The following is a 21656-nucleotide window of genomic DNA, read 5'->3' as shown; positions in this document are numbered from 1 at the left end:
GGAAGTTGCCCTCCGGTACCGGCCCAGCCGCTGTCCGGCGCCGGGGGCGAGGCGGAGAGGGCCCGGGCTTCCGGGGACGGGAGGCGCATCGGAGCCGTACGCCAGGGTGCGGGGGAGTGCCGGGCCCGCGGGGACACGGCGCGGGGGCGCGGCCGGTCGCCGCGCCCCCGTGTACCGCCGTGTCCGTCGCCGGTCAGCCGTGCAGCCGGACCGGGAGCTTCTGCACGCTGTTGCCCACGAAGGAGGCGTGCCGGGGCAGTTCGGGCTCCGGTACGGCCAGATCGAGGTCGGGGAAGCGGGTGAACAGCTGCCGCAGGGCCTCGGTGCCTTCCATCCGGGCCAGCGGAGCGCCCATGCAGAAGTGCGCGCCGTGGCCCAGCGAGAGGTGGCGGGCCTTGCTGTCGCGGGTGATGTCGAAGCGCGCCGCGTCGGGGCCGTGGGCCTTCGTGTCGCGGCCGGCCGCCGAGTAACCGGCCAGCACCGGCGTCCCCTTCGGGATCACCGTGCCGTCGAGCTCCAGGTCGCGCGTCGGGTAGCGGAACGGGAAGAAGCTGACCGGGCTGTCCCAGCGCAGCGTCTCCTCCACCACGTCCTCCCAGCTCGCCCCGCCCGCGAGGACCAGGGCGAGCTGGTCACGGTGGGTGCAGAGCGCCCGCACGGCGTTGGTGATGAGGTTGAGGGTCGTCTCGTGCCCGGCGATGATCGTGAGCATCAGGGTGCCGATCAGCTCCTGCGGGCCGAGGCGGTCGCCGTTCTCCTCACGGGCCGCGATCAACGCGCTGGTGAGGTCGTCCCCGGGGTCGTCCGTGCGGGCGGCCGCGACCTCGCTCAGCACCGCCACCATCTCCCGGTTGGCGGCCATCGCCTCGGCAGGGCCGATGTCCGTGGCGACGATCTGGTTGGAGAGCCGGTGCAGCCGGTCGTGGTGCGCGGCCTCCACCCCCAGCAGTTCGCAGATGACGCCCATCGGCAGCGGCAGCGCGAAGTGCCTGCGCAGATCGGCCACGCCCTCCCCGGCTTCGGCCGCTCCCTCCAGGCCGTCCAGGAGCGAGGCCGTCAGGGCGGTGATGCGCGGCCGCAGCTCCTCGACCCGGCGCGGGGTGAAGGCCTTGCTCATCAGGGACCGCAGCCGCCGGTGGTCGGCACCGTCGGCGGTCGTCATCCCCTGCACCGTGGCGAACGTCTTCAGCGGCCAGCCGTCCGCGATCTCCCCGGCCTGCAGCGCCGCGAAGTGCGCGGCGTTCTTGGCGACGTCGGGGTGCGAGAGGAACTCCCGCAGCGCGTCGTGACCCAGGACCGCCATGCCCTCCACCTCGCCGGGCAGGATCACCGACGCGACCGCGGACCGCTCCAGCAGCCGGGCGTTGGCCGCGTGCGGACAGCCGCCCGCCGCGTCCATGCGGTACGGCCCCTCGGCCGCGGGGTTCACCGGTGACGTGTTCAACAGCGCTCTCCAGATCAGGGGTTCGAGGATGTGTGGGGCCCGGCGCCGCCGAAGACCGGCGCCGTACGGGTCAGTCCGGCACGGTCGTGGACGGCCGCAGCGGGACGGTGTTCCAGGGCGTCGTCCGCCGCGGTACGAGGTCCTGGGCCGACTGCGGCGGGACCGTTCCCTGGGGGAGCTGCGGGGTGCTGAACCGCACCGGAAGGGCGCCCAGGCCCTTGCTCCACGGCGACTTGATCCACTCCAACTCGTCTTCGGGTACGCCGAGTTCGAGATCGGGCAGCCGGTGACGGATGGTGTCCACCGCCGTCCTGGTGATCAGCCGGGCCGGATCCTGCGCGGGACAGGTGTGCGGTCCGGCGCCGAACGCCAGGTGGGAGCGGTTGCCGACCACCGGCGCGCCGTCGGCCGGCAGGATCTCCGGGTCCGCGTTGGCCGCGGCCAGGCCCAGGATCAGCATGTCGCCGGTACGGATGTCCTGGCCGCCGAAGCGCATGTCGCGGGTGGCGTAGCGGGCGGGGAAGTTCTGGGTGGGCGGGAAGCGCCACAGGACCAGATCGAGCGCGTCGTCCACGCTGAGGTGGCCGCCGGTCAGCGAGGACCGGAACGCCGGGTCGGTGAGGAGGATGCGCAGCGTGGTGGCGATCCAGTTCACCGTGGTCTGGTTGCCCGCGACGAACATCACCACCAGGTTGTGCAGCACCTCCTCGTCGGTGAGTTCCGCCGGGTGCTGCAGCAGGGCCGAGGTGATGTCCTCACCGGGCTTCCGCCGCTTCTCCTTGATCAGTCCGTAGAGGATCGCGCCCATCCGCCGGCTGGCGTCCGCCGAGGCACTGGTGGCGGAGGCGGTGCCCGCCACGGCCTCCACCAGGTCGCGACCGGTGCGGTCGTCCACCCCGAGCAGTCCGGTGATCACCCGCAACGGCAGGGTACGGGCGTAGTGGGCGACCAGGTCCGCCTCGCCCCGCCCGGCGAACGACGCGATCAGCTCCTCGGCGGCGGCGCGCACGCTCCGGCGCAGCTCGTGTCCGTTGATCCCGGCGAGGGCGTCCGAGACGGCGGCCCGCATCCTGCGGTGCTGCTGTCCGTCGGCGAAGAGCAGCGCCGGACGCCAGCCGACCATCGGAAGGATCGGCGAGTCGGCGGGCACCCGGCCCTCGCGCAGCAGACTCCAGCGACGCGGGTCGTGGGAGAAGTCCGCTTCCTCGCGGGTGAGTTGCAGCAACTCGCGGTGGCCCATCACCAGCCACGCGTCGATGCCCGGCGCCATCCGGACCGGCGCGACCGGCCCGTGCACGCCGCGCAGCTCCTCGTACAGGGCGGTCATCGCGTCGCCGTCGAGCTCCGGTCCGTACAGCGCTGCCGCCGGGGCCGCCGAGGGGGCCCCGGCGGGCCAGGGGCAGCGGGCGGCGGACCCGGCCGGGGGGTGCGGGGTGCTCATGAGGGCTCCGTGGCGACATGGATGAGGTGGCTGACGAGGGCGATCAGGGCCCGGATCGACGACGACTCGTCGCGTGCGTCGCAGAGGACCAGCGGCGTCCCCGGCAGCAGGTCGAGAGCCGCGCGCAGATCGTCCGGGTCGTGGAGCGGGCTGCCCGGGAACACGTTCACGGCGACGGCGAACGGCAGATCGAGGTCCTCCAGGTTGCCGAGGGCGTCGAAGGACGCGGTCAGGTCCCGGGTGTCCACCAGGGCGAGCGCCCCCAGCGCGCCCTTGGCGAGATCCCGCCAGGCCGGCAGGAACCGCTGCTGGCCCGGCGTACCGAACAGGTAGAGCACCAGATCGCCGTCGATGGTCAGCCGCCCGAAGTCCAGGGCGACCGTGGTGGTCGTCTTCCCGCTGTCCACCACGGTGTCGACCCGCGCCCCCGCCTGGGTCATCGCGGCTTCGGTGAAGAGCGGCTCGATCTCCGAAACCGTCCCGATCAGCGTGGTCTTGCCCACCCCCAGGGGGCCGACGACCAGGATCTTCGCGGCGCCCGCGACGCTGGAGGCGAGGTACTTCCCCGCCGGCGGGACGCCGGGAGCCCCGACGGCCGGAGCGGTCCCGGGACCGGGCCCGGCACCCCGGGCGATCACGGGAGCGGCCCCGGCGAAAGCTTCAGATGCGGCTTTCGAGACCATCGAGGACCTTTCTGAGCATGGTCAGGTCGGCGCGTTCGGCCGCGGGAATGGGCGGACGGGTGACGATCAGCCCCCACTGGAGGAGATCGGAGAGCAGCACCTGGACGACCGACGGCGGCTGGTGGAGGTGGGCGGCCACCTCCGCGACCGAGATGAGCCCCTCGCAGTGCGTCAGGATGGCGAGGTGCTCCGGCTGGAGGGACGCCGGGAACGCCGCCTCGGTGGCCATCACCAGCGACTCCCAGGACAGCGGCTGCCCGCCGGACTCCGCCCGGCCGCGGGTGATGACATAGGGGCGTACCGCCGAGGCTCTCGGCTCCTCGGGCCGGCCCGTCATGACGACGCGGTGGCCTGATCCCGCGGCAGACTGCTCAGGTGCGCGCCGATCTTCGCCACCAGCAGCTGCATTTGCTGTGCCACGAGCCCGACATCCGCCTCCAGATCGGTGGCGACGCCCAGGTGCGCGCCGACCCCGGCATGGGTGAAGAGCACGAACCCCTGGTCGGACTCGAGCATCAGCTGTCGCAGCCCCACACCGGAGCCGAACAGGAGCGTGGTCGTGGAACGACCCGTCATGGTCATCGCCGCGCAGGCCGCCGAGAGCGACTCCGCCTCGGCGACGCTGAGGCCCGACACCGGGCCCTTGAGGTTCTCGGCGGACGCGTGTCCGAGCCGCAGGCCGTCCTCGGAGACGACCACGGCGTGCCGGACGCCGGGGATCTCGGTGAGGGGGCGGAGCATCCAGCCCAGGTCGGGAAGTCGAGTGATGGTTCCGGTCACGACCGGCCTCCGTGGTGCTGGTGAGGGGAATGGGGCAGGGGGGGTTCATCGGCCGCCGCCGCCGCCGCGGGGCGGTCGGAAGCCGGTGCGGGGCCTGTGCCGGCAGCACCGAGCGCGGCACGGCCGCGCAAGGTGCCCGACACCACGCTGCTGATCGACGCGCGGGCCGCCTCCGGCGTCCACGGCGGCGCCGCATCGGCCTCGGGCCGCACCTGCGGCGCCGCGTGCCGGGCCGTCGGAGCCGCGGCGTCGGGGGCCTGCGGGGAGCGGACCGGTCCGCGCCGGCTGCGCCGCCGCGGGAGGTCCGCCGTCTGCGGGACGGTCCCGGGGGCCGGGGCGGGGCCGCCGTCCCGTTCACCGTCCGGGTCGCCGTAACGGATGCCGTCGCGTTCGTCCGGCCGTGCGTGCTCGGCGGCACCGCCGTCGCGACCCCGGCCCTCGGTGGACCCGTCGGGCCACGACTCCGCCCGCCTGTGCGCCGAAGCCTTGACCACCGGTTCGGTCAGCAGCCGGAACGGTACGAACATCACGGCACGGGTCCCGCCGTACGCGGAGGTCCCGCTCAGCTCCACGTTGAAGCCGAGTTCGCGGCTCCACCGCCCGACACAGGCGAGACCGAGGCGGGGCACCGCGCCCAGGCGGGTCAGGTCCAGATCGTCGTGGAGCTGGTCGCGGGCCTGCTGCAGCACGTCCGGCGGCATGCCGAGCCCGGCGTCGTCGATCTCGACGACCGCGCCGGCGCCCACCTCCCGGACGCTGACCACGACCTGGGAGCGGGAGGGTGAGAACACCGTTGCGTTCTCCAGGAGTTCGGCGATGGCGTGCATCAGCCCCTCCGCCGCGGGAGGCGCCGCGTACAGGGTCTGCCCGCCGTGCACCTCGATCCGTCCGAACTCCACGATCCGCGACTGCGCGCCGCGCACGCAGTCGTAGAGCGAGACCGGCCGGGTCTCCCGGCGCGCGGGCCAGATGCCGCACATCACCAGCAGCGTCTGCGCCTTGCGGGTCATCTGCGAGGCCGCGTGGTCGGCCTTCATCACCTCGGCCATGAGACGGGGATCGTCGAGGGAGCGCTCGACCTGGTCCAGCACCTGCTGCTGGACCGTGGCCATCACGTGCATGGTGCGGGCCACCGACTCGAAGGCGGCCATCACCGAGTCGCGCAGGGCACGTTCCCGGTGCACCGCCGCGTCCGAGCCCAGCACGTGCGCCACCGAGTCCAGCGCCCGCGCGAACTCCTCACCGGTCTCGTGTGGGGCGCGCAGCGGCCCCGGGGCCCCGTCCACCCGCGCTCCGGTGCGCAGCAGTTCGGCGATGGCGGGTACGCGCACCCGGGCGAGGTGCGCCACCTCCGCGTCGCGTGCCGAGGCGAGCGCCGTGACCCGGGCGCGCTGCGCGCGTTCGGCCTTGAGGGTGCGGGCCAGCAGCACCAGGGGGGCCAGCAGCAGAACGGCGGCCGCGACACCGGCGGCCGCCAGCGAACGCGTCGCCCGGCCGTCGGGGAGAGCCAGGGCCGACACCGCGCAGACGGCCGCGACCACGCCGGCGGCCGGCCAGATCACGGCGGGCCGGAGTACGGGCCTCTTCCCCTGCCGGGGCGCCCGTGCCACGGGCGGCTTCACCCCGTCGTCGGGCGGGCTCACCACGACGACCTCGTCCCGACCGCCTTGCAGAACACAGCGCCAGCCACGAGGAGCGAACCCTTCCAGAACACGTCGAACTCCCTTGCGAGATCGAAGGCAAGCAGAGCCTAGACCAACCGGATTGATTTCCAAGGGGAGTGCGGGAGAAAGATCGTCAAGGTGGGCACCAAAAGGGCGACTTGTCGCACTCGTGACCCCGTCGGGCGCGATCCGTGTGCGGCGACCGGCCCTCGCTCCGCCCGGGGCGCCGCCGGGGCGGTCCTCGGACGTGAGCCCGGGGCTGCCCGGCGCGCGGCGGAATCCGGCATGTGCAGACGTCTTGTCACTGAGTGACACCCGGTCCTACTCTCCATCCTGACTGGTCAGTAACCAACCCTCTCCCAGGGCTCGTCGGGGTCGCCCAGGCCTCGGCCCGGGGCAGTTCCGAGCGCCCCGGTCCCGAGCACCGAAGCCCAGCGCACCCGCACCCCGGCGCACGTGCCGCCGCCCCGTCCCACCCGCGACACCGGCGCAGGTGCCACCACCCCCACCGCACCCGCGACACCGACGCGTACGTCCCGCCCCCACCCCGGCGCGCACGCCGATCTCAGCCCCGGCGCACCTCACCCTCGCGCACCGCACCCCCGCACCTTCCGTGCCACCCGCAACCCGCGCCACCCGCACCCGCAGCACATCCCGTACACCCCGCACATCCCGGTGCGGAATCAGGGCCCGGGTGCCTCGTCCGCCACGTCCCGCCCCGTACCGTCGCGCGCCACTCGGCGCGCACGTTCTCCACGGGCGGGCACCGCCGGCGCGGCACCACCACCGGGAGCGAACTCTCGTCCTTCCCCCAGATCCAAGGAGTGAGCCGCGTGAAACTGCCCAGCAGTGCTCGTCCCCCTCGTCCCTCCGTCGCGGCGTCGGGCCGCGGGCGGACCGCCGCGCCGGCCCGGCCCCGGAACGCGGGGATGATCGCCCGGCGTCTGCTGGCGGCGGGCGTCGCCGCCGCGGCCGTCGTGGGCGCCCAGACGCTTCCCGCGGCGGCCGCCGCGGCTCCGGTGGTCTCCCGGGGCGTGGAGATCCCCGCCTTCTACACCCCGCCCCAGGCCCTGCCGGCGGCGGACGGCGCGCTGGTGCGCACCGAGCCGCTCCCGCTGGCGCTGAGCCTGCCCAGCCTGGGCGGCCCGCTGCCCGGCAAGGCGACCCGGCTGATGTACAAGTCCACCGACTCCAACGGCCTCCCGGTGGCCGTGACCGGCGCCTACATCGAGCCGGCGGCGACGTGGAAGGGGAGCGGACCGCGTCCGCTCGTCGCCCTGGCGCCCGGCACGATGGGGCAGGGCGACCAGTGCGCGGCCTCGCTGGGCCTCCAGAACCCGCTCACCCTCAACGGGGAGACGGTGTCGGTCGGTTACGAGGACCTCTCCATCTACCGGCTGCTGGCCGCCGGTACGGCCGTCGTCGTCACCGACTACGCGGGCCTCGGCGCCACCGACCGGCTGCACACCTACGTCAGCCGGGTGGACGGCGGCCACGCGCTCCTCGACGCCGCCCGCGCGGCACGCGGTGTCAGCGGCGCGTCCGTCACCGCCGCCTCTCCGGTGGGGCTGTACGGCTACAGCCAGGGCGGCGGCGCCAGCGCCTCGGCCGCCGAGCTCCAGCCCACCTACGCGCCGGACGTCAAGCTGGCCGGTGCCTACGTCGGCGCACCCCCGGCCGACCTGGCCGCCACCCTCAAGGGGATCGACGGCAGCGCCCTGGCCGGGGCGCTGGGATGGTCCCTCAACGGCTTCCTGCAGACCGACCCGTCCCTCCGGCCCCTCGCGGACGCCCAGATCAACGCGGCGGGCAAGGCGGCCCTCGCCGACCTCTCGACGATGTGCATCGGTGACGCGCTCTTCGGCTACGGCTTCAGGAAGAGCAGCTCCTGGACGACCAGCGGCAAGAGCCTCAGCCAGCTGGTCGACACGATTCCGCAGCTCAAGGCCACGCTCGACGCGCAGCGCATCGGCACCCTCAAGCCCACCACCCCGGTACGGGTGGCCACCGGCATCCAGGACGACATCGTGCCGCACGCCCAGGCGCGTCAACTCGCCGTCGACTGGTGCAAGAAGGGCGCGAACGTCACCTACGACGCCATCGTCCTCCCCAACCTCGGGGACAAGATCGTCACCAACCACCTGGTCCCGCTCCTCACCGACCAGGGCGACGCCATCTCCTGGCTGACCGACCGGCTCGCCGGCAAGTCCGCGGGGTCCAACTGCTGGACCATGCCCCTGCAGCCCTGACCCCGCCCCCGCAGGCCTGCCCCCTGACCCCGGCCCCGGCCCTGACCGCGGCCGGAGGCGCCGAGGGTCCCCCGCCCGTGCGGAGGGACCCTCGGTGTGCCGTAGACGCGGCCGGGCCGCGCGAGGAGCGTCAGGGCTTACGGGCGACGAGACCCCACTGGTCGACGCCGGGGCCCTCGGGCTCGCCCTCCGGGCGCCAGTACGTGATGGAGAGGAACCCCGGGTCGAGCAGCTCCAGCCCTTCGGCGCAGCCGGTGATCTCCTCGGGCTCGCGCACCAGGTAGGGCGGGTTGTCGCCCGAGTCGTACGCGTCCTGGGCCGCGAGCGTGGCCGGGGTCTTGACGGTGTCGCAGATGACCAGGTAACTGCCCGACGGCATGCGGGACATGTACGACTGGACCACCTTGATCCCGTCCTCCGGGAGCAGGTGCCCGAGGGTCGACAGCAGGAGCACGGCCACCGGCTGGGAGAGGTCCAGGGTCTTCTCCGCCTCGTCCACCACGGCATCGGTGTTCGTGAGGTCCTCGTCCACGAACGCCGTGGCGCCCTCGGGCGAGCTGGTCAGCAGTGCGGCGGCGTGGACCAGGACGATGGGGTCGTTGTCCACGTAGACGATCCGCGACGTCGGATCGATGGACTGCGCGACCTGGTGGGTGCTGTTCTCCACCGGCAGCCCCGTGCCGACGTCCAGGAACTGGCGGACGCCCAGCGAGCCGAGGTGACGTATCGCCCGGGCCTGGAAGGCGCGCGACGCCTGCGCGATGGCGGCCATCGCCGGGTAGGCGGCGGTGACCGCGTCCGCCAGCTCGCGGTCGACGGGATAGTTGTCCTTACCGCCCAGCCACGCGTTCCACACCCGCGCGGAGTGGGGTATGTCGGCACGGATCTGCTTGCGGAACTCGACGTCGTCAGTGGCCATCAGAATCTCCTACTCGCGCTTCAAAGGGTGCAGTTGGCCGGGGCGTGACCGGTTGCCCGCACGGCACGACCGTACCTCCCTCCACGCGCCTCGCGCGCGTCTCCCCGGGTCTCCGTGACAACGAGCGTGCGCCGGGCGGTGCGGCGCGCTGAGGAACAGTCAAAAAGCCTGGTAGGAGGGCTCCCCGCCCGCGGGTGCGTGCCGGCCGTCGTGTGCGGCGGCCCGGACCGGACGGCGGCCGCCCGGGAGGCCGCCCGCGCACTCCTCCGGCTGCCCGACTTCCGCGGTGCGCCGGCGGCCCGGGGGAGTCCTGGCCGCGCGACTGCGCCCGCTCCCCGGCACGGGCCGCCGTGTCCACGGGGTCGTACGGCTCGGTACCGAAGTCCCGGCACGTGGCGCCGTGTCGGGAACGTCCGGCACGCGACCCGTGTCGTACGGAGCCCACGCGACCCGTGGGCCGACCGGCGGTCCCACCGGTCGGGTCTCAGCGCCCGACGTCGGACGCGTCGCCGCCCGGGTCCTCCAGCCGGGCGAGCCAGGCGGTCAGGAGGCCCTCCAGCTCGTCGGCCCGCGCCGGCGGCATCGTGCCGAGGAGGCGCTGCTCGTTGTGCATGTGATCGGTGAACGCCCGGTCGATGAGTTCACGCCCCGGCACGGTGAGGGCGACGACCCGGCCCCGGCCGTCCCCGTCCCCCCGGCGCCGGGTCACCAGCCCCGACCGCTCCAGCCGGTCGATGCGCTTGGTCATCGCACCGGTGGTCACCATGGTGTGCGCGGCCAGCTCCCCGGGTGCCCGCTCGAACGGGGCGCCGGCCCGGCGCAACGCCGCGAGGACGTCGAACTCGCCCTCGCTGAGGCCGTATCGCTGGTACACCACGCACAACTCCCGGGTGAGCAGGGTGGCGATGCGGTGCAGGCGGCCGATGACGGCCTGCGGACCGACGTCGAGGTCGGGGCGTTCGCGGCGCCAGGCGGCCTGGATGCGGGCCACGTGGTCGAGCGGCGGTTCCTGGTGCTCCTGGGACTCCTGCATGGCCCCACCCTATGCAGTGTCTTCCATGGAAGCTAATGTACCTTCCATGGAAGCAAATAAACGGGGGATCGTCACCGCCGCGGTGGCACCGGTGGCCTGGGGCACCACCTACTACGTCACCCGCCACTACCTCCCAGCCGGGTATCCGCTCTGGGGAGCCGCGCTGCGCGCCCTGCCGGCCGGGTGCCTCCTGCTCTCTCTCGCCCGGGCCAGGCCGAAGGGCGTCTGGTGGTGGCGGTCCGCCGTACTGGGACTGCTGAACACCAGCGCCTTCTTCGTGCTGGTCTACATCGCCGCGCAGCGGCTGGCCACCAGCACCGCGTCGATGGTGATGGCGCTCTCCCCGCTGGTCATGACGGTGACCGCCTGGGTCCTGCTCGCCCAGCGCCCCCGCGCCGCCCATCTGGCGGGAGGTGTGGCCGGCCTCTCGGGAGTGGCGCTGATGATGTGGGGCGGTTCGGGCGGAAGCGGGGCCGGCGGCCTGATCGCGTCGGTCGCGGCCATGCTGGTCTCGTCCCTCGGGTACGTGCTCTCCCAGCGCTGGAGTTCCGGCGCCGGGGTCCTCGCCACCACCGCCTGGCAGCTCTGCTTCGGCGGAGTGCTCCTGACCGCGGCGGCGGCGGCGTTCGAGGGAGGGCCCCCACCGCTGGATCCCGGGGCACTCCTGGCCTTCGGGTACGTCACCGTGGTCGCCACCGCCCTCGCCTTCCTCGCATGGTTCGCCGCCCTGCGCCTGCTGCCCGCCGCCACGGTCGGCCTGGTCGGCCTCCTCAACCCGGTGACCGGCGTCCTGCTCGGCACGGTGCTGGCGGCGGAGAGCCTCACCGGCCGGCAGCTCGCCGGGATGGCGCTGATCCTCGCGGCCGTCCTGCTCGGCCGCCCCCGCACCCGCGCCCTGCGCGTCCGCCGGGCCCCTCGGCCCGGGGACCCGTCCGGACGCCCGGCCGCCCTGACACGGGAGCGCTGAGACCGGCTCGGCCCCGCGGGGCCGATGGCTGCTCCGCTGCCATTGCGTGGGAGCACACCGCGAGGACGCGGGCCACCGGCCAGCCGCTGGAGGAGTTGAACGCGTGAAGAGGGCCGGGGGGGAGCGCGGTGGGCAGTGGTCCGCCGGAGAGGTTCACCTCCGGCGGCCGCTCTCCGGCTCTCATGGAGCCGTCTTTCTTGCGGGCGAAGCCCCGAGGGCGTGTCAAACCCGACGGCAGCGGTCCCGCAGATCGGAGATGACGGCCTTCTCACGTGCGTTGACGGCGCCGTCCACCGCGGCCACTCGGTCGGCCACCTCCACGAGGTCGCTCAGATCTCCCGGCTCGGCGTCCAGGCGGCTCCAGACCTCGTCGGGATCGAGGTCGACAAGGTGGGCAAGCCGTTCGTCGACGACCTGATGCCGTTCCCGGACCAGCCTCACCAGGTGTCGCATCAGCAAGGCCTCGTCGTCGGCGATCTTCTGGTTCGCAGCGATGACGAGCCACGCGACCCACAGCATCAGCTGCGGGTGGCGGCTCCTCTCACTGAGGCGCCCGGCGATTTCGATCACACGAGCTTCGTTCCGGAAGACGGCCTGCGCGTGCCGCCCCGCAAGCAGTGTCGTGTAGCGATTCAGTACCACCGCGAGAGGTACGCCGACGACGGGTATGCCGATCTTGATGACGTTGCGCTGCAGAAGGAACTTGCCGACGAAGGGAAGACTCCTTCCTGCGCTCAACACAGCTTTAGAGTAGAAGCGCTTGATCAACGGTCGCATCATGGCCGGGACCACCTTGACCACGCCCTTCTGGGCCACCTCCCCGCTCTTGATCGTGAAGGCGACACGGATGAGCTTCCACATGTCCTCGGGGTCGGAGAGATCGAGCGGGACACGGTAGAGGACCGATATGTCGTAGGCCAGGCGCAGTTGCAGCTGGCTGATAAACGTGACATCGACCATCATGGTCGCGACGGCGGCCGGGACGGTCGCCGGTGACGCACCGCCCAGGCTCCCGATGGTGGCGGCGACGGCCGCCGTGTAGGCGCCGGCGGAGAGTCCTCCTTCGAGGGCGGCGTACCGAGCCGCCATCTTGATTCGCTGGTCGACGACAGCGTCCGGGGGAACGCCTTCGTAGCGCTGCTGGAAATACGACCAGTCGACCTTCTCGGTGTACGAACTCATGGCGTGGGCCATGAGTTTGCTGAACCATCCGCCCGACTTGATGTCGTCCGGGCTCAAACCCTTGATGAACTCCCGCATCTTGGCCCGCTCATGCTCGACCGCCTCGCGGTCGGCCTCGTCGTCGCCACCGGCGTCAATAGCGCCATTCAGGGTTTCGGTCATGGTGAGTCCTCCTGGACGGTGCGGTGTCCAGTCAGGCTGCCAGGTTCTGAACGGGCGTGCGGGCCTCTCGACAAGGTGCCCCGACGGGTTGGCGCCTGCCTGCCGACGCTTCGAGGGCCCGCGCCCCGGACGCGTCGTCGCGCCGCCGGGCCTGCCGTGCCCGCCGCCTTCTCGGACCGCCTGCGGCGGCCGACGCATTCCGTCCATGTCCGCACCGTCGAGCGACCAGGGGCCCCAAGCAAATCCGGCCTCATGAGCCGCGATCGTTGAACAGCGTGCCGCGGTCGATGGACCGGGGGCCTCCGGTCGCCTGGAGACCGATCAGCGGCACCCCGCCCCAACCCCCGCCACGCTGCGTCCATCGCCCGCCACGGGCTCTCCGTCGACCTGTTCGGCAGCCCCCACCCCGCGCCGGGCGGGTGCGCCGTACCGGCCCACCGACTCCGGGCTCGGATCACCGGACCGGAATGCCCGGGAGCCGCGCCTGCCGGCCTTGCGGGCAGGGCTGGTCTCGCCCTCAACTCCGTCACGCCGCGCCAGAATTCATCCGATGACCTCGCGTCCCACCCCTTCTCCGCGATGCCGTGCGCCGCTACCATCGGGCTGCACATGGGAGCGCTCCCACCACCCGCATCGGCCCACTGCCACCTGTGTGGCGGTCCAGCTCGGAGAGGACTTTTCCGTGCGCTTGAGAGCCAGACCCTTCGCCACCCTGCTGGCGGCGTTCGCCCTGTCAGCAGGTCTGTCGGGCATCGCCACCCCCTCGGTGGCGCAGCCCCGGTCGTCGCAGACCGCTGCCACTACTGCGGAAGCATCCGATCTGTCGTCGGCCACCGCACTGGCGGCGGACTCGTACACCTGGAAGAACGTCCGCGTGGACGGCGGCGGTTTCGTCCCGGGCATCGTCTTCAACCGGAGCGAGAAGAACCTCGCGTACGCCCGTACCGACATCGGCGGCGCCTACCGCTGGGACCAGTCGGGCAAACAGTGGAAGCCGCTCCTCGACTCCGTGGACTGGGACCACTGGGGCTGGACCGGCGTGGTGAGCCTCGCCTCCGACCCGGTCGCCCCGAACAACGTGTACGTCGCCGCCGGTACGTACACCAACGACTGGGACCCCACCAAGGGCGCGGTGCTGCGCTCCACGGACCGGGGTGCCACCTGGACGCCCTCGGTGCTCCCCTTCAAGCTCGGCGGCAACATGCCCGGGCGCGGGATGGGCGAGCGGCTCGCCGTCGACCCGCACAAGAACTCGGTGCTCTACCTGGGCGCCCCGAGCGGCAACGGCCTCTGGCGGTCGACCGACTCGGGCGCCACCTGGTCCAAGGTCACCAGCTTCACCAACCCCGGCAACTACTCCCAGGACCCGACCGACACCAGCGGCTACGGCAATGACAACCAGGGCGTCACCTGGGTGACGTTCGACGGGCGGGGCGGCACCTCCGGTACGGCCACCAAGAACATCTACGTCGGGGTGGCGGACAAGGCGAACACCGTCTACCGCTCCACCGACGCCGGCGCCACCTGGACCCGGATCGCCGGACAGCCCACCGGTTACCTGGCGCACAAGGGTGTCCTGGACGAGGGCACCGGCTACCTCTACCTCTCACTGAGCGACACCGGCGGCCCGTACGACGGGGGCAAGGGCAAGATCGCCCGCTACGACACCGCCACCGGCACCTGGCTGGACGTCAGCCCGGTCGCCGAGGCCGACACGTACTACGGCTTCAGCGGACTCACCGTGGACCGGCAGAAGCCCGGGACGCTGATGGCGACCGCCTACAGCTCCTGGTTCCCGGACACCCAGATCTTCCGGTCCACCGACAGCGGCGCCACCTGGACCACCGCCTGGGAGTACACGAGTTACCCCACCCGCTCCACCCGCTACACCCAGGACGTCTCCTCCGTCCCCTGGCTCACGTGGGGCGCCAACCCCTCGCCGCCCGAGACCAGTCCGAAGCTCGGCTGGATGACGGAGTCGCTGGAGATCGACCCGTTCGACTCCAACCGGATGATGTACGGCACCGGGGCGACGCTCTTCGGTACGGAGAACCTCAAGAACTGGGACAGCGGCAGCAAGTTCACGATCACGCCCATGGTGAAGGGCATCGAGGAGACGGCCGTCAACGACCTGGCCAGCCCGCCCTCCGGTGCCCCGCTGCTCAGCGGTCTGCTCGACGTCGGCGGCTTCCGGCACACCAATCTCGACGCCGTGCCCGCGATGATGTACACCTCGCCCAACTTCACCTCCACCACCAGCCTCGACTTCGCGGAGGCGTCCCCCAGCACCGTGGTGCGGGTGGGTGACGCGGACGCGGCCCCGCACGTCGCCTTCTCCACCGACAACGGCGCCAACTGGTTCGGCGGCACCGACCCCTCGGGCGTCACCGGCGGCGGCACCGTCGCGGCGGCTGCGGACGGCAGTTCGTTCGTCTGGAGCCCGGCGGGCACCGGCGTGGTCCGCACCACCGGCTTCGGCTCGTCGTGGACGGCGTCCTCCGGTATCCCGGCCGGCGCCACCGTGGAGTCGGACCGCAAGAACCCGAAGAAGTTCTACGGCTACAAGTCCGGCGTCTTCTACGTCTCCACCGACTCCGGCGCCACCTTCACGGCGAAGCCCTCCACCGGCCTCCCCGCGGCGGGCAACGTCCGCTTCAAGGCGGTCCCGGGCATCGAGGGCGACGTCTGGCTGGCCGGCGGCGCGGCGACGGGCACGTACGGGCTCTGGCACTCCACCGACTCCGGCGCCACCTTCACCAAGCTCTCGAACGTCACGCAGGCCGACTCCATCGGCTTCGGCAAGGCGGCCCAGGGCGCCTCCTACCAGACCCTGTTCACCAGCGCGAAGATCGGCGGGGTGCGCGGCATCTTCCGGTCCACCGACGCGGGCGCCAGCTGGACGCGGATCAACGACGACGCCCACCAGTGGGGGTGGACCGGTGGAGCGATCACCGGCGACCCGCGCGTCTTCGGTCGCGTCTACGTCTCCACCAACGGCCGGGGCATCCTGTACGGCGACTCCCCGGCCGGTGACGGGGGCACCACCGATCCCGGCACGGACCCGGGCACCGATCCGGGGACGGACCCGGGCACCGATCCCGGAACCTCCACCGCCTGCAAGGTGACCTACAAGATCACCAATCAGTGGTCCGGCGGCTTCCAGGGCGACGTCACGCTCACCAACACCGGTGCCACGGCGATCAGCGGCTGGAAACTCACCTGGAACTTCGCCAACGGGCAGCAGGTCTCACAGGCCTGGAACGCCACCGTCCAGCAGGCCGGTGCCGCCGTGACGGCCACCGACGCCGGCTGGAACGGCGCCCTCGCGGCGGGCGCGTCGGCGTCCTTCGGGTTCACCGGCAGCTGGACCGGGAGCAACGGCAAGCCGAGCGCCTTCACCCTCGGCGGGAAGAGCTGCGCCCTCGGCAGCTGAAGGCGGGCGTCGCTTCCGCGCACCTTGCCGTGCGCTCCTCCGGGCGCGCCACGGCGGAGGACACCGCGCGGAAGCGATGCTTCCCCTTGTGCCGTGTGCGGTGGGCCGCCCGCGGACGGGGGCGGGCGGGGGAGGGCTCCGAGGCGGGACCGGGCAGCATGACTGGTCTCGTACAGGTTCGTCGACCATACTGCCCGCCGTGGAGCGAAGCATGGAGTCACAGACGAAGCCCGAGTTCGCCGCGGGAACCGACCCGGCGTACATCCCCGGCCTGACGGCCCCCGTACCGGCGCGGACGGAGGACGACGAGGCCGGCGCGACGGCGGAAGCGGCGGACGGCGACGCGGACGTCCAGGACGCCGTCCCGGCCGTCACCGGCGGCGAGACGGCCGCGGGGAAGCAGGCCGCCGAGCCGGCCGCCGACGCGACCGCCGACGTGGAACCCGGCCACGGACAGGACGTGTCCGAGGACGCGCCCGAGGGCGGAACGCGGGCCGGATCCGACGACGGCGACGAGTCCGGTGCGCCGGTCTTCGAGGTCAGCGACCGGCGTGGATCCATCCGCGTGGACAAGGAGGGGATCCGGTTCACGCTGGACGACCAGGAGGCCGAGTTCGACTGGGCCGAGATCTCCGCGGTCGAGGTGAAGACGGCCCGCACCGCCCGCCGGTTCACCCTCACCGTCCACCTCTCCGCCCGCCGTTGGTTCAACGGCGAGGTCGTCGCGGAGAGCCGGAGCCGGCTCAAGGAGTGGCCGGAGGAGCTCGACGTGGTCCTGGACGCCTACTTCGAGGAGTCCTGACACGGCACGGCGACACGGCACCGCCAACCAGAAGGGCCTCAGTCCCCACCACCAGGAGGGCCGGGAAGGCGAGAACGCCACCCGGTCCTCCGGCACGTCGAGGGCTCCGCGCGGACGGGGCGCACCGGGCTCCGCACGCGGGCATAATCGCCCCATGCCGATCACGGGTGGGGACTTCGTCGACCTGGGCCAGGGACTGTACGTCTGGCTGCCGCCGCAGAGGGGCTGGGGACTCGCCAACTGCGGCCTGCTCGCCACGCGGAAGGGGGCGCTGTGGATCGACACCCCCTACGACCGGGCGCTGGCGGGGGAGTTCCTCGCGCAGAGCGAGGCGCGACTGCCGGACGGCGCGTCGATCGACCGGGTGGTCGTCACCCACGCCAACGGCGACCACTTCTGGGGCGCGGGGGTCGTCCCCGACGCGGAGATCATCGTCACCCGCGGGGCCCGCGAGCACATCCACTTCGAGCCCACCCCGCAGCAACAGCACGCGCTGATCGCCTCCGGCGACCCCACCACGCCCCTGGGGTCCTATCTGGCGCGGCACTTCGGCCCGTTCGACTGGTCCACCACCGAACCCGTGGTGCCGACCACATACTTCACCGGTGAGCTCGAACTCACGCTGGACGGTCACCCGGTACGGATCACGGCGCTGCCACCCGCCCACACCACCGGTGACCTGATCGTCCATCTGCCGGACCACGACACGGTGTTCGCCGGAGACGTCATCTTCGGATCCACTCCCGAACGGCCGGGCGACCACCCGTGCCACTGGGCCGGACCGCTCGCCCAGGTGATCGAAGCCTGCGAACACGTACTGGCGACCGGCGCCGGGGTGATCGTGCCGGGCCACGGTCCGCTGCTCGGTCCCCCGGGGGTCCGTGACCACATCGACTACCTCGGCCACGTCCGCGAGCGCGCCCACACCTTCCACACGGCCGGCGTCCCGGCGCCGCTGGCAGCCCGCCGGATCGTCGCCGAGGGACGCCACCCCGATCTGGGACTGCCCGAGCGGCTGGCGGTGACGGTGGGCACCGAGTACCGGCACCTGAACGGCGTCGAGCAGACCGGGGTGTTCGAGGCGATGTCCGACGTCGCGCTGCTCGCCCAGGAGATCGAGCAGGGCAGGATCGGCCGGTTCGCTCTCTGAGCACGGGCCGCGCGTCCCCGCGCCACGCGGACGCGCGGAGCACCACCGGTATCCTCCTGTGACCGATCGCATACGGGAGGTGACGCTCGTGCGCCGCGCACGCCACGGGGCGGCCACGGCCGCTGCACTGGCCCTCCTGCTCGCCGGCTGCGGGGCGGACCCGGCTCCCGTGCCGACGGCCCGCGCCACGCGCAACGGCGTCACCGTCACGGTCGCCCTTCTGCCGGCGGCCGACGGCGCGCACCGCATCCGGGCGACCTTCAGGCCGGAGCCGGGGTTCCACGTCTACAGCATCGACCTGCCCGAAGGAGGCGTCGACGGACTGGGAGTGGCGACCCGGCTCTCCGTCGGAGGCGACCTCACCGCGACCGGCGAACCGACCGCGGACCGCGCCGTCGTACTCCTGCGGCCCGCGGGGCTGGAGGCCGCTCTTCCCGTCTACCCGGACGGCGAGGTCACGTTCACCCTGCCGGTCCGCCGGACCGGCTCCCGCGGCGCCGACGTGATCGTCAGCTACGGCGCCTGCGGTGCGAGCCGCTGCCTCGTCCCGGTCACGGACGAGAGGATCCCCCTCCCCGGCCCCGGCTGATCCGGCTCCGGCCCCGGCTGATCCGGCTCCGGCCGATCCGGCCCGTCACCGGCGCCGGGGCGCGGGCGCTCCACCGGTGCGGTCGTCCGCGGCCGTTCTCCGACGGCCGGTCGCCGGTGCCATCCGCCCCGGGCGCCCGCGCGAGCGGCGCCGGAGCAGGCGACTGGAACAACGGCGTCACCTCGGGCTACGTTGATTCCGCGGCCCGAACCGGCCAGTGCGTGGCGGAACCGATCCGGAGGATCGGGGTTCCCGGCCGTGTCGCTGGTGGGCCGAACGGGTGAGGGGCGAGAGGATTGCCCGATGAACAGCGAGCGCAGCCGGCGCACCGTCGACCGGCACACGGACGGGATGGCTCTGTGAGCAGGTACGACAGGTACGACAGGTACGACGCCACGGACGCGCAGTGGGAGGGCCTGGCCCAGGTGGTACCCCTGCGGGGGCGGAACGAGTGGCCGTCCCGCGTCGATCACGACGCGGTCCCGCAGCGCGACGCCGAGGAGCAGCGCCGACTGGTGGTGCTGCGGGTCCAGGTCTTCTCGGACGCCCGCGAGGTGGCCGAGTACCTCGTCGCGCAGGTCCCCGTGCTGCTGGATCTGACGGCGGCCGAGACGGACGTGGCCAAGCGCATCCTCGACTTCAGCAGCGGCGTCGTCTTCGGCCTCGGCAGCGGCATGCACCGGGTGGACCGCAACGTCTTCCTCCTCGCGCCGCTCGGCATGGAGGTCGAGGGGGTCACCCCCGCCGGTATCCCTCAATCGTAGGAAGCTCCGGCGGGCAAAACGGTTCGCCCGCCCGGGCCGTGCGTACGGTCCGCTCATGACCACCACAGCTCCTCCCCCCGGCACGACCCGCGTCGGCCCGCCCCGCGCCGCTCCCGACGTGCCGCCCCGGCCCGTCCGCCCCGTCGTCACCGAGCTGCGGCTGGCCGCCTTCGCCTCCCACTGGCGCAGAACCCTGCCGCTGGGGCCACTGACCCTGCTCACCGGCCCCAGCGGCAGCGGCGCCTCGTCCGCACTGCGGGCCTACGAGGCGCTGGCCCGGCTCGGGGCCGGTGACGCCCTGGAGGACGTCTTCCCCGACCCCGTCTCCTGCGTGCCCGAACGTGCGGTGGCCGACGCCGAGGGCCGGCGGGGCTTCCGCATCGGCTGCACCGTGGACGGCCCGGCCGGTCCGGTCAGGCTCGACGTGGCCGTCCAGGCCGAGCCCTCGCTGCGCATCGTGGGCGAGCGGTTGACGGCGGGCGGGCAGACCCTGCTCAGCACCGCGCTGCGCGACCCGCGCCGCCCGACCGTGCAGGCCGCCTGGCACACGGCGGGCCAGGTTCCGGTGACCCGCGCCCCACTCCCGGACGGCCGACTCGCCACCGCGCTGCTGCCGTTGCGGGTCGCCGGCGTCACCGAGGGCCAGTTGCGCGTACTCGCCGCCGCCGAGCAGGTGGTGGTGGGCCTGCACTCCGCCTTCCCCTGCGACCCGCTGCCCGGGGGGATGCGCGGACCGGCCCGCGCCGGGGAGGAGCGGCTCCGATCCGGCTGCGACAACCTCGCCGCGGTGCTCGCCCGCACCCGTACGCAGTGCGCGCACCGGCACGCCCGGCTGGTGGCCGCGGCGGCGGCGGGGTGCGCGGGGCCGGTGACCGCGCTGACCACCCGGGAGTCCGCGGACGGGAAGGTGGAGGCGCTGGTGGGACGCGGAGCCGGGCGCACCACCCCGATCGGGCGCCTCGGGGACGGTGAACTCCGCTACGTCGCGCTGGCCCTGGTGCTGCTGACGGGTCCGCACGTGCTGGAGGTGAACACACCGGACGAGATCCCCTGGGCCATGCGCGCCCTCACCGTGCTGACGGACGGGTTCGACCGCGGCCTCGACGCACGCCAGTCGGGGGAGTTGCTGCGGCTGGCGGCGGGGATCTGCGCGGACGGCCACCTGCGGCTGCTCGGCACGGTGGGGGAGGCGGGCGCCGCCCTGGCCGGCGCGACCGAGGGCGCCGTACTGGTAGACCTGTCCGGATGAACGAACTCGATGTGGCACAACTCCAGCGGCGACTCGTCGCGTTCGCCGAGTCCAGGCAGTGGGGGCAGTACCACACCCCGAAGAACCTGGCGGCGGCCCTCAGCGTCGAGGCCTCCGAACTGCTGGAGATCTTCCAGTGGCTGACCCCACAGCAGGCGGCGGCCGTGATGAGCGACCCGGGGACGGCGCACCGGGTGGAGGACGAGGTGGCCGATGTCCTCGCCTACCTCCTGCAGTTCTGCGCGGTGCTCGGAGTGGATGCGCTGGCGGCGCTCTCGGCGAAGATCGACCGGAACGAAACGCGGTTTCCGGTGCCCGGGAATGCCGACGGCCCTGCGCATCACTCTTCGGAGTGATCGACTTATCCACAATCGCCTTCGTATCCACAGATTTCCGATTTCCTCTGGCCTTCCGGTACCGCTGACCTCACTGTGGGTAATGGAAGAGGTGACCGGGTTTTCGTAGCGACGGGGGATCGGATGGAAGCGGAACGACTGGTCGAGATGGGGCGGCGCGCGCTGGCGGAGAGCCGGGGCGCGGCGGACATCATGACCGAGGCATGGCAGGCCCAGGCGTTGGCCCGGGCCATCGGCGACCGGCTGGCCGCCGCGGGTCCGGCGGAGTTGCGCGGAGACGCGCGCGGGCTCGGTGAGATCGGTGGGCGGGAGTGGTCCACGCCGGATTCGCCGGTCCTCCTGACCGGACCGTCGCGCGCGGCCCGGCTCACGGAGGTGGACGACGTCCCGCGCACCCTCGCCGGGCTCGCACTGCTGCTCGGAGAGGCGGGCATGGCTCTCGTCGGGGTCGCCTGCGACACCGGGGAGGACACCCTCTACTGGCAGTGCATCGAGGCGATAGACGCGGCCGACGAGTCGATGGACCGGGTGCGGGGCATGCTCGGCCGCCTCGCCGAACAGGCCACGGAACGCGCGAGGGAGCGGGACGGCCCGTACGGCGCGGTCCGGGGGTAGGGCGTGTCCGACCGTTCCCGCCGGGAGCCGGTGCGCAGGCGCGTACGAGGCGTGTGCGGGTGCTGCGCGTGGGGTCCGTCCCCGGTGCGCGCCGGGCCCGGTCCCGCGCGGGCCGCTGCGCGGGTCGTCGGCCGCCGCCCGCCCCGAGGAAGGAATGCCCCCGCCCGGGCAGCC

Annotated in this window: 19 protein-coding genes; 10 read left to right on the top strand and 9 right to left on the bottom strand. The window is 72.9% G+C overall.

The features are described 5' to 3' along the window. Nucleotides 1-193: 193 nt before the first annotated feature. From PZB77_RS06200 to PZB77_RS06175, 6 genes are all read right to left on the bottom strand, one after another. Nucleotides 194-1399 (bottom strand): cytochrome P450, encoded by a 1206-nt coding sequence (locus PZB77_RS06200; protein WP_275495932.1) that lies wholly within the window; start codon nt 1397-1399, stop codon nt 194-196. 115 nt (nt 1400-1514) lie between these two features. After that, the gene (locus tag PZB77_RS06195) at nt 1515-2885 is read right to left on the bottom strand and encodes a cytochrome P450 (protein ID WP_275491553.1); all 1371 of its coding nucleotides are present in this window, start codon (nt 2883-2885) and stop codon (nt 1515-1517) included. Beyond that, nucleotides 2882-3412 (bottom strand): ATP/GTP-binding protein, encoded by a 531-nt coding sequence (locus PZB77_RS06190; RefSeq protein ID WP_275495931.1) that lies wholly within the window; start codon nt 3410-3412, stop codon nt 2882-2884. The genes PZB77_RS06195 and PZB77_RS06190 overlap by 4 nt, the downstream gene beginning before the upstream one ends. Before the next feature lie 133 nt (nt 3413-3545). Continuing rightward, nucleotides 3546-3905 (bottom strand): DUF742 domain-containing protein, encoded by a 360-nt coding sequence (locus PZB77_RS06185; RefSeq protein WP_275491552.1) that lies wholly within the window; start codon nt 3903-3905, stop codon nt 3546-3548. Next, entirely contained in the window at nt 3902-4348 is a 447-nt protein-coding gene (locus tag PZB77_RS06180; RefSeq protein ID WP_275491551.1) for a roadblock/LC7 domain-containing protein, read from the bottom strand. The genes PZB77_RS06185 and PZB77_RS06180 overlap by 4 nt, the downstream gene beginning before the upstream one ends. Then, on the bottom strand, nt 4345-5994 hold the full coding sequence (locus PZB77_RS06175) for an ATP-binding protein (protein ID WP_275491550.1): 1650 nt from the start codon (nt 5992-5994) through the stop codon (nt 4345-4347). The genes PZB77_RS06180 and PZB77_RS06175 overlap by 4 nt, the downstream gene beginning before the upstream one ends. Before the next feature lie 947 nt (nt 5995-6941). Here PZB77_RS06175 and PZB77_RS06170 point away from each other — a divergent pair. Then, nucleotides 6942-8261, top strand: coding sequence for an alpha/beta fold hydrolase (locus PZB77_RS06170; protein ID WP_275491549.1), 1320 nt, complete (start codon nt 6942-6944; stop codon nt 8259-8261). Between the two features lie 130 nt (nt 8262-8391). On the opposite strand, the gene PZB77_RS06165 is transcribed toward PZB77_RS06170, so the two are convergent. Both PZB77_RS06165 and PZB77_RS06160 read right to left on the bottom strand, forming a co-directional pair. After that, nucleotides 8392-9180, bottom strand: a complete 789-nt coding sequence (locus PZB77_RS06165) for an SAM-dependent methyltransferase (RefSeq protein ID WP_275491548.1) — start codon at nt 9178-9180, stop codon at nt 8392-8394. Between the two features lie 484 nt (nt 9181-9664). Then, the gene (locus tag PZB77_RS06160) at nt 9665-10213 is read right to left on the bottom strand and encodes a MarR family transcriptional regulator (RefSeq protein ID WP_275491547.1); all 549 of its coding nucleotides are present in this window, start codon (nt 10211-10213) and stop codon (nt 9665-9667) included. 46 nt (nt 10214-10259) lie between these two features. Between PZB77_RS06160 and PZB77_RS06155 the strand changes: the two genes are divergently transcribed. Further along, nucleotides 10260-11180 (top strand): EamA family transporter, encoded by a 921-nt coding sequence (locus PZB77_RS06155; protein ID WP_275491546.1) that lies wholly within the window; start codon nt 10260-10262, stop codon nt 11178-11180. 222 nt (nt 11181-11402) lie between these two features. Here the strand turns inward: PZB77_RS06155 and PZB77_RS06150 are convergent, their stop codons facing one another. Next, a complete protein-coding gene (locus PZB77_RS06150) occupies nt 11403-12524 on the bottom strand; it encodes a hypothetical protein (RefSeq protein ID WP_275491545.1) in 1122 nt (373 codons plus the stop codon). A 682-nt stretch (nt 12525-13206) separates the two neighbouring features. On the opposite strand from PZB77_RS06150, the gene PZB77_RS06145 reads away from it, so the two are divergent. The 8 genes from PZB77_RS06145 (at nt 13207) to PZB77_RS06110 (ending at nt 21482) form a co-directional block, all read left to right on the top strand. Then, nucleotides 13207-15957, top strand: coding sequence for a cellulose binding domain-containing protein (locus tag PZB77_RS06145; protein WP_343299841.1), 2751 nt, complete (start codon nt 13207-13209; stop codon nt 15955-15957). A 199-nt stretch (nt 15958-16156) separates the two neighbouring features. Continuing rightward, nucleotides 16157-16759: a hypothetical protein gene (locus tag PZB77_RS06140; protein WP_275491544.1), complete on the top strand. Its 603-nt coding sequence runs from the start codon at nt 16157-16159 to the stop codon at nt 16757-16759. A gap of 154 nt (nt 16760-16913) precedes the next feature. Further along, on the top strand, nt 16914-17909 hold the full coding sequence (locus PZB77_RS06135; RefSeq protein ID WP_275491543.1) for an MBL fold metallo-hydrolase: 996 nt from the start codon (nt 16914-16916) through the stop codon (nt 17907-17909). 58 nt (nt 17910-17967) lie between these two features. Then, nucleotides 17968-18498, top strand: coding sequence for a hypothetical protein (locus tag PZB77_RS06130; RefSeq protein ID WP_275491542.1), 531 nt, complete (start codon nt 17968-17970; stop codon nt 18496-18498). Nucleotides 18499-18857: 359 nt separating this feature from the next. Then, nucleotides 18858-19262, top strand: a complete 405-nt coding sequence (locus PZB77_RS06125) for a cell division protein SepF (RefSeq protein WP_275491541.1) — start codon at nt 18858-18860, stop codon at nt 19260-19262. Between the two features lie 55 nt (nt 19263-19317). After that, on the top strand, nt 19318-20511 hold the full coding sequence (locus PZB77_RS06120) for an ATP-binding protein (protein ID WP_275491540.1): 1194 nt from the start codon (nt 19318-19320) through the stop codon (nt 20509-20511). Then, nucleotides 20508-20867, top strand: coding sequence for a nucleotide pyrophosphohydrolase (locus tag PZB77_RS06115; protein WP_275491539.1), 360 nt, complete (start codon nt 20508-20510; stop codon nt 20865-20867). The genes PZB77_RS06120 and PZB77_RS06115 overlap by 4 nt, the downstream gene beginning before the upstream one ends. 123 nt (nt 20868-20990) lie before the next feature. After that, nucleotides 20991-21482 carry a DUF6099 family protein gene (locus tag PZB77_RS06110; protein WP_275491538.1) on the top strand — a complete coding sequence of 164 codons (492 nt, stop codon included), beginning with the start codon at nt 20991-20993 and terminating at the stop codon, nt 21480-21482. Nucleotides 21483-21656 lie beyond the last annotated feature (174 nt).

Origin of the sequence: Streptomyces sp. AM 2-1-1 (genome assembly GCF_029167645.1) — a bacterium.
Taxonomy (GTDB): Bacteria; Actinomycetota; Actinomycetes; order Streptomycetales; family Streptomycetaceae; genus Streptomyces.
Note: the sequence above shows the minus strand (reverse complement) of the source record. Positions and strands in the feature narration are given on the sequence as shown.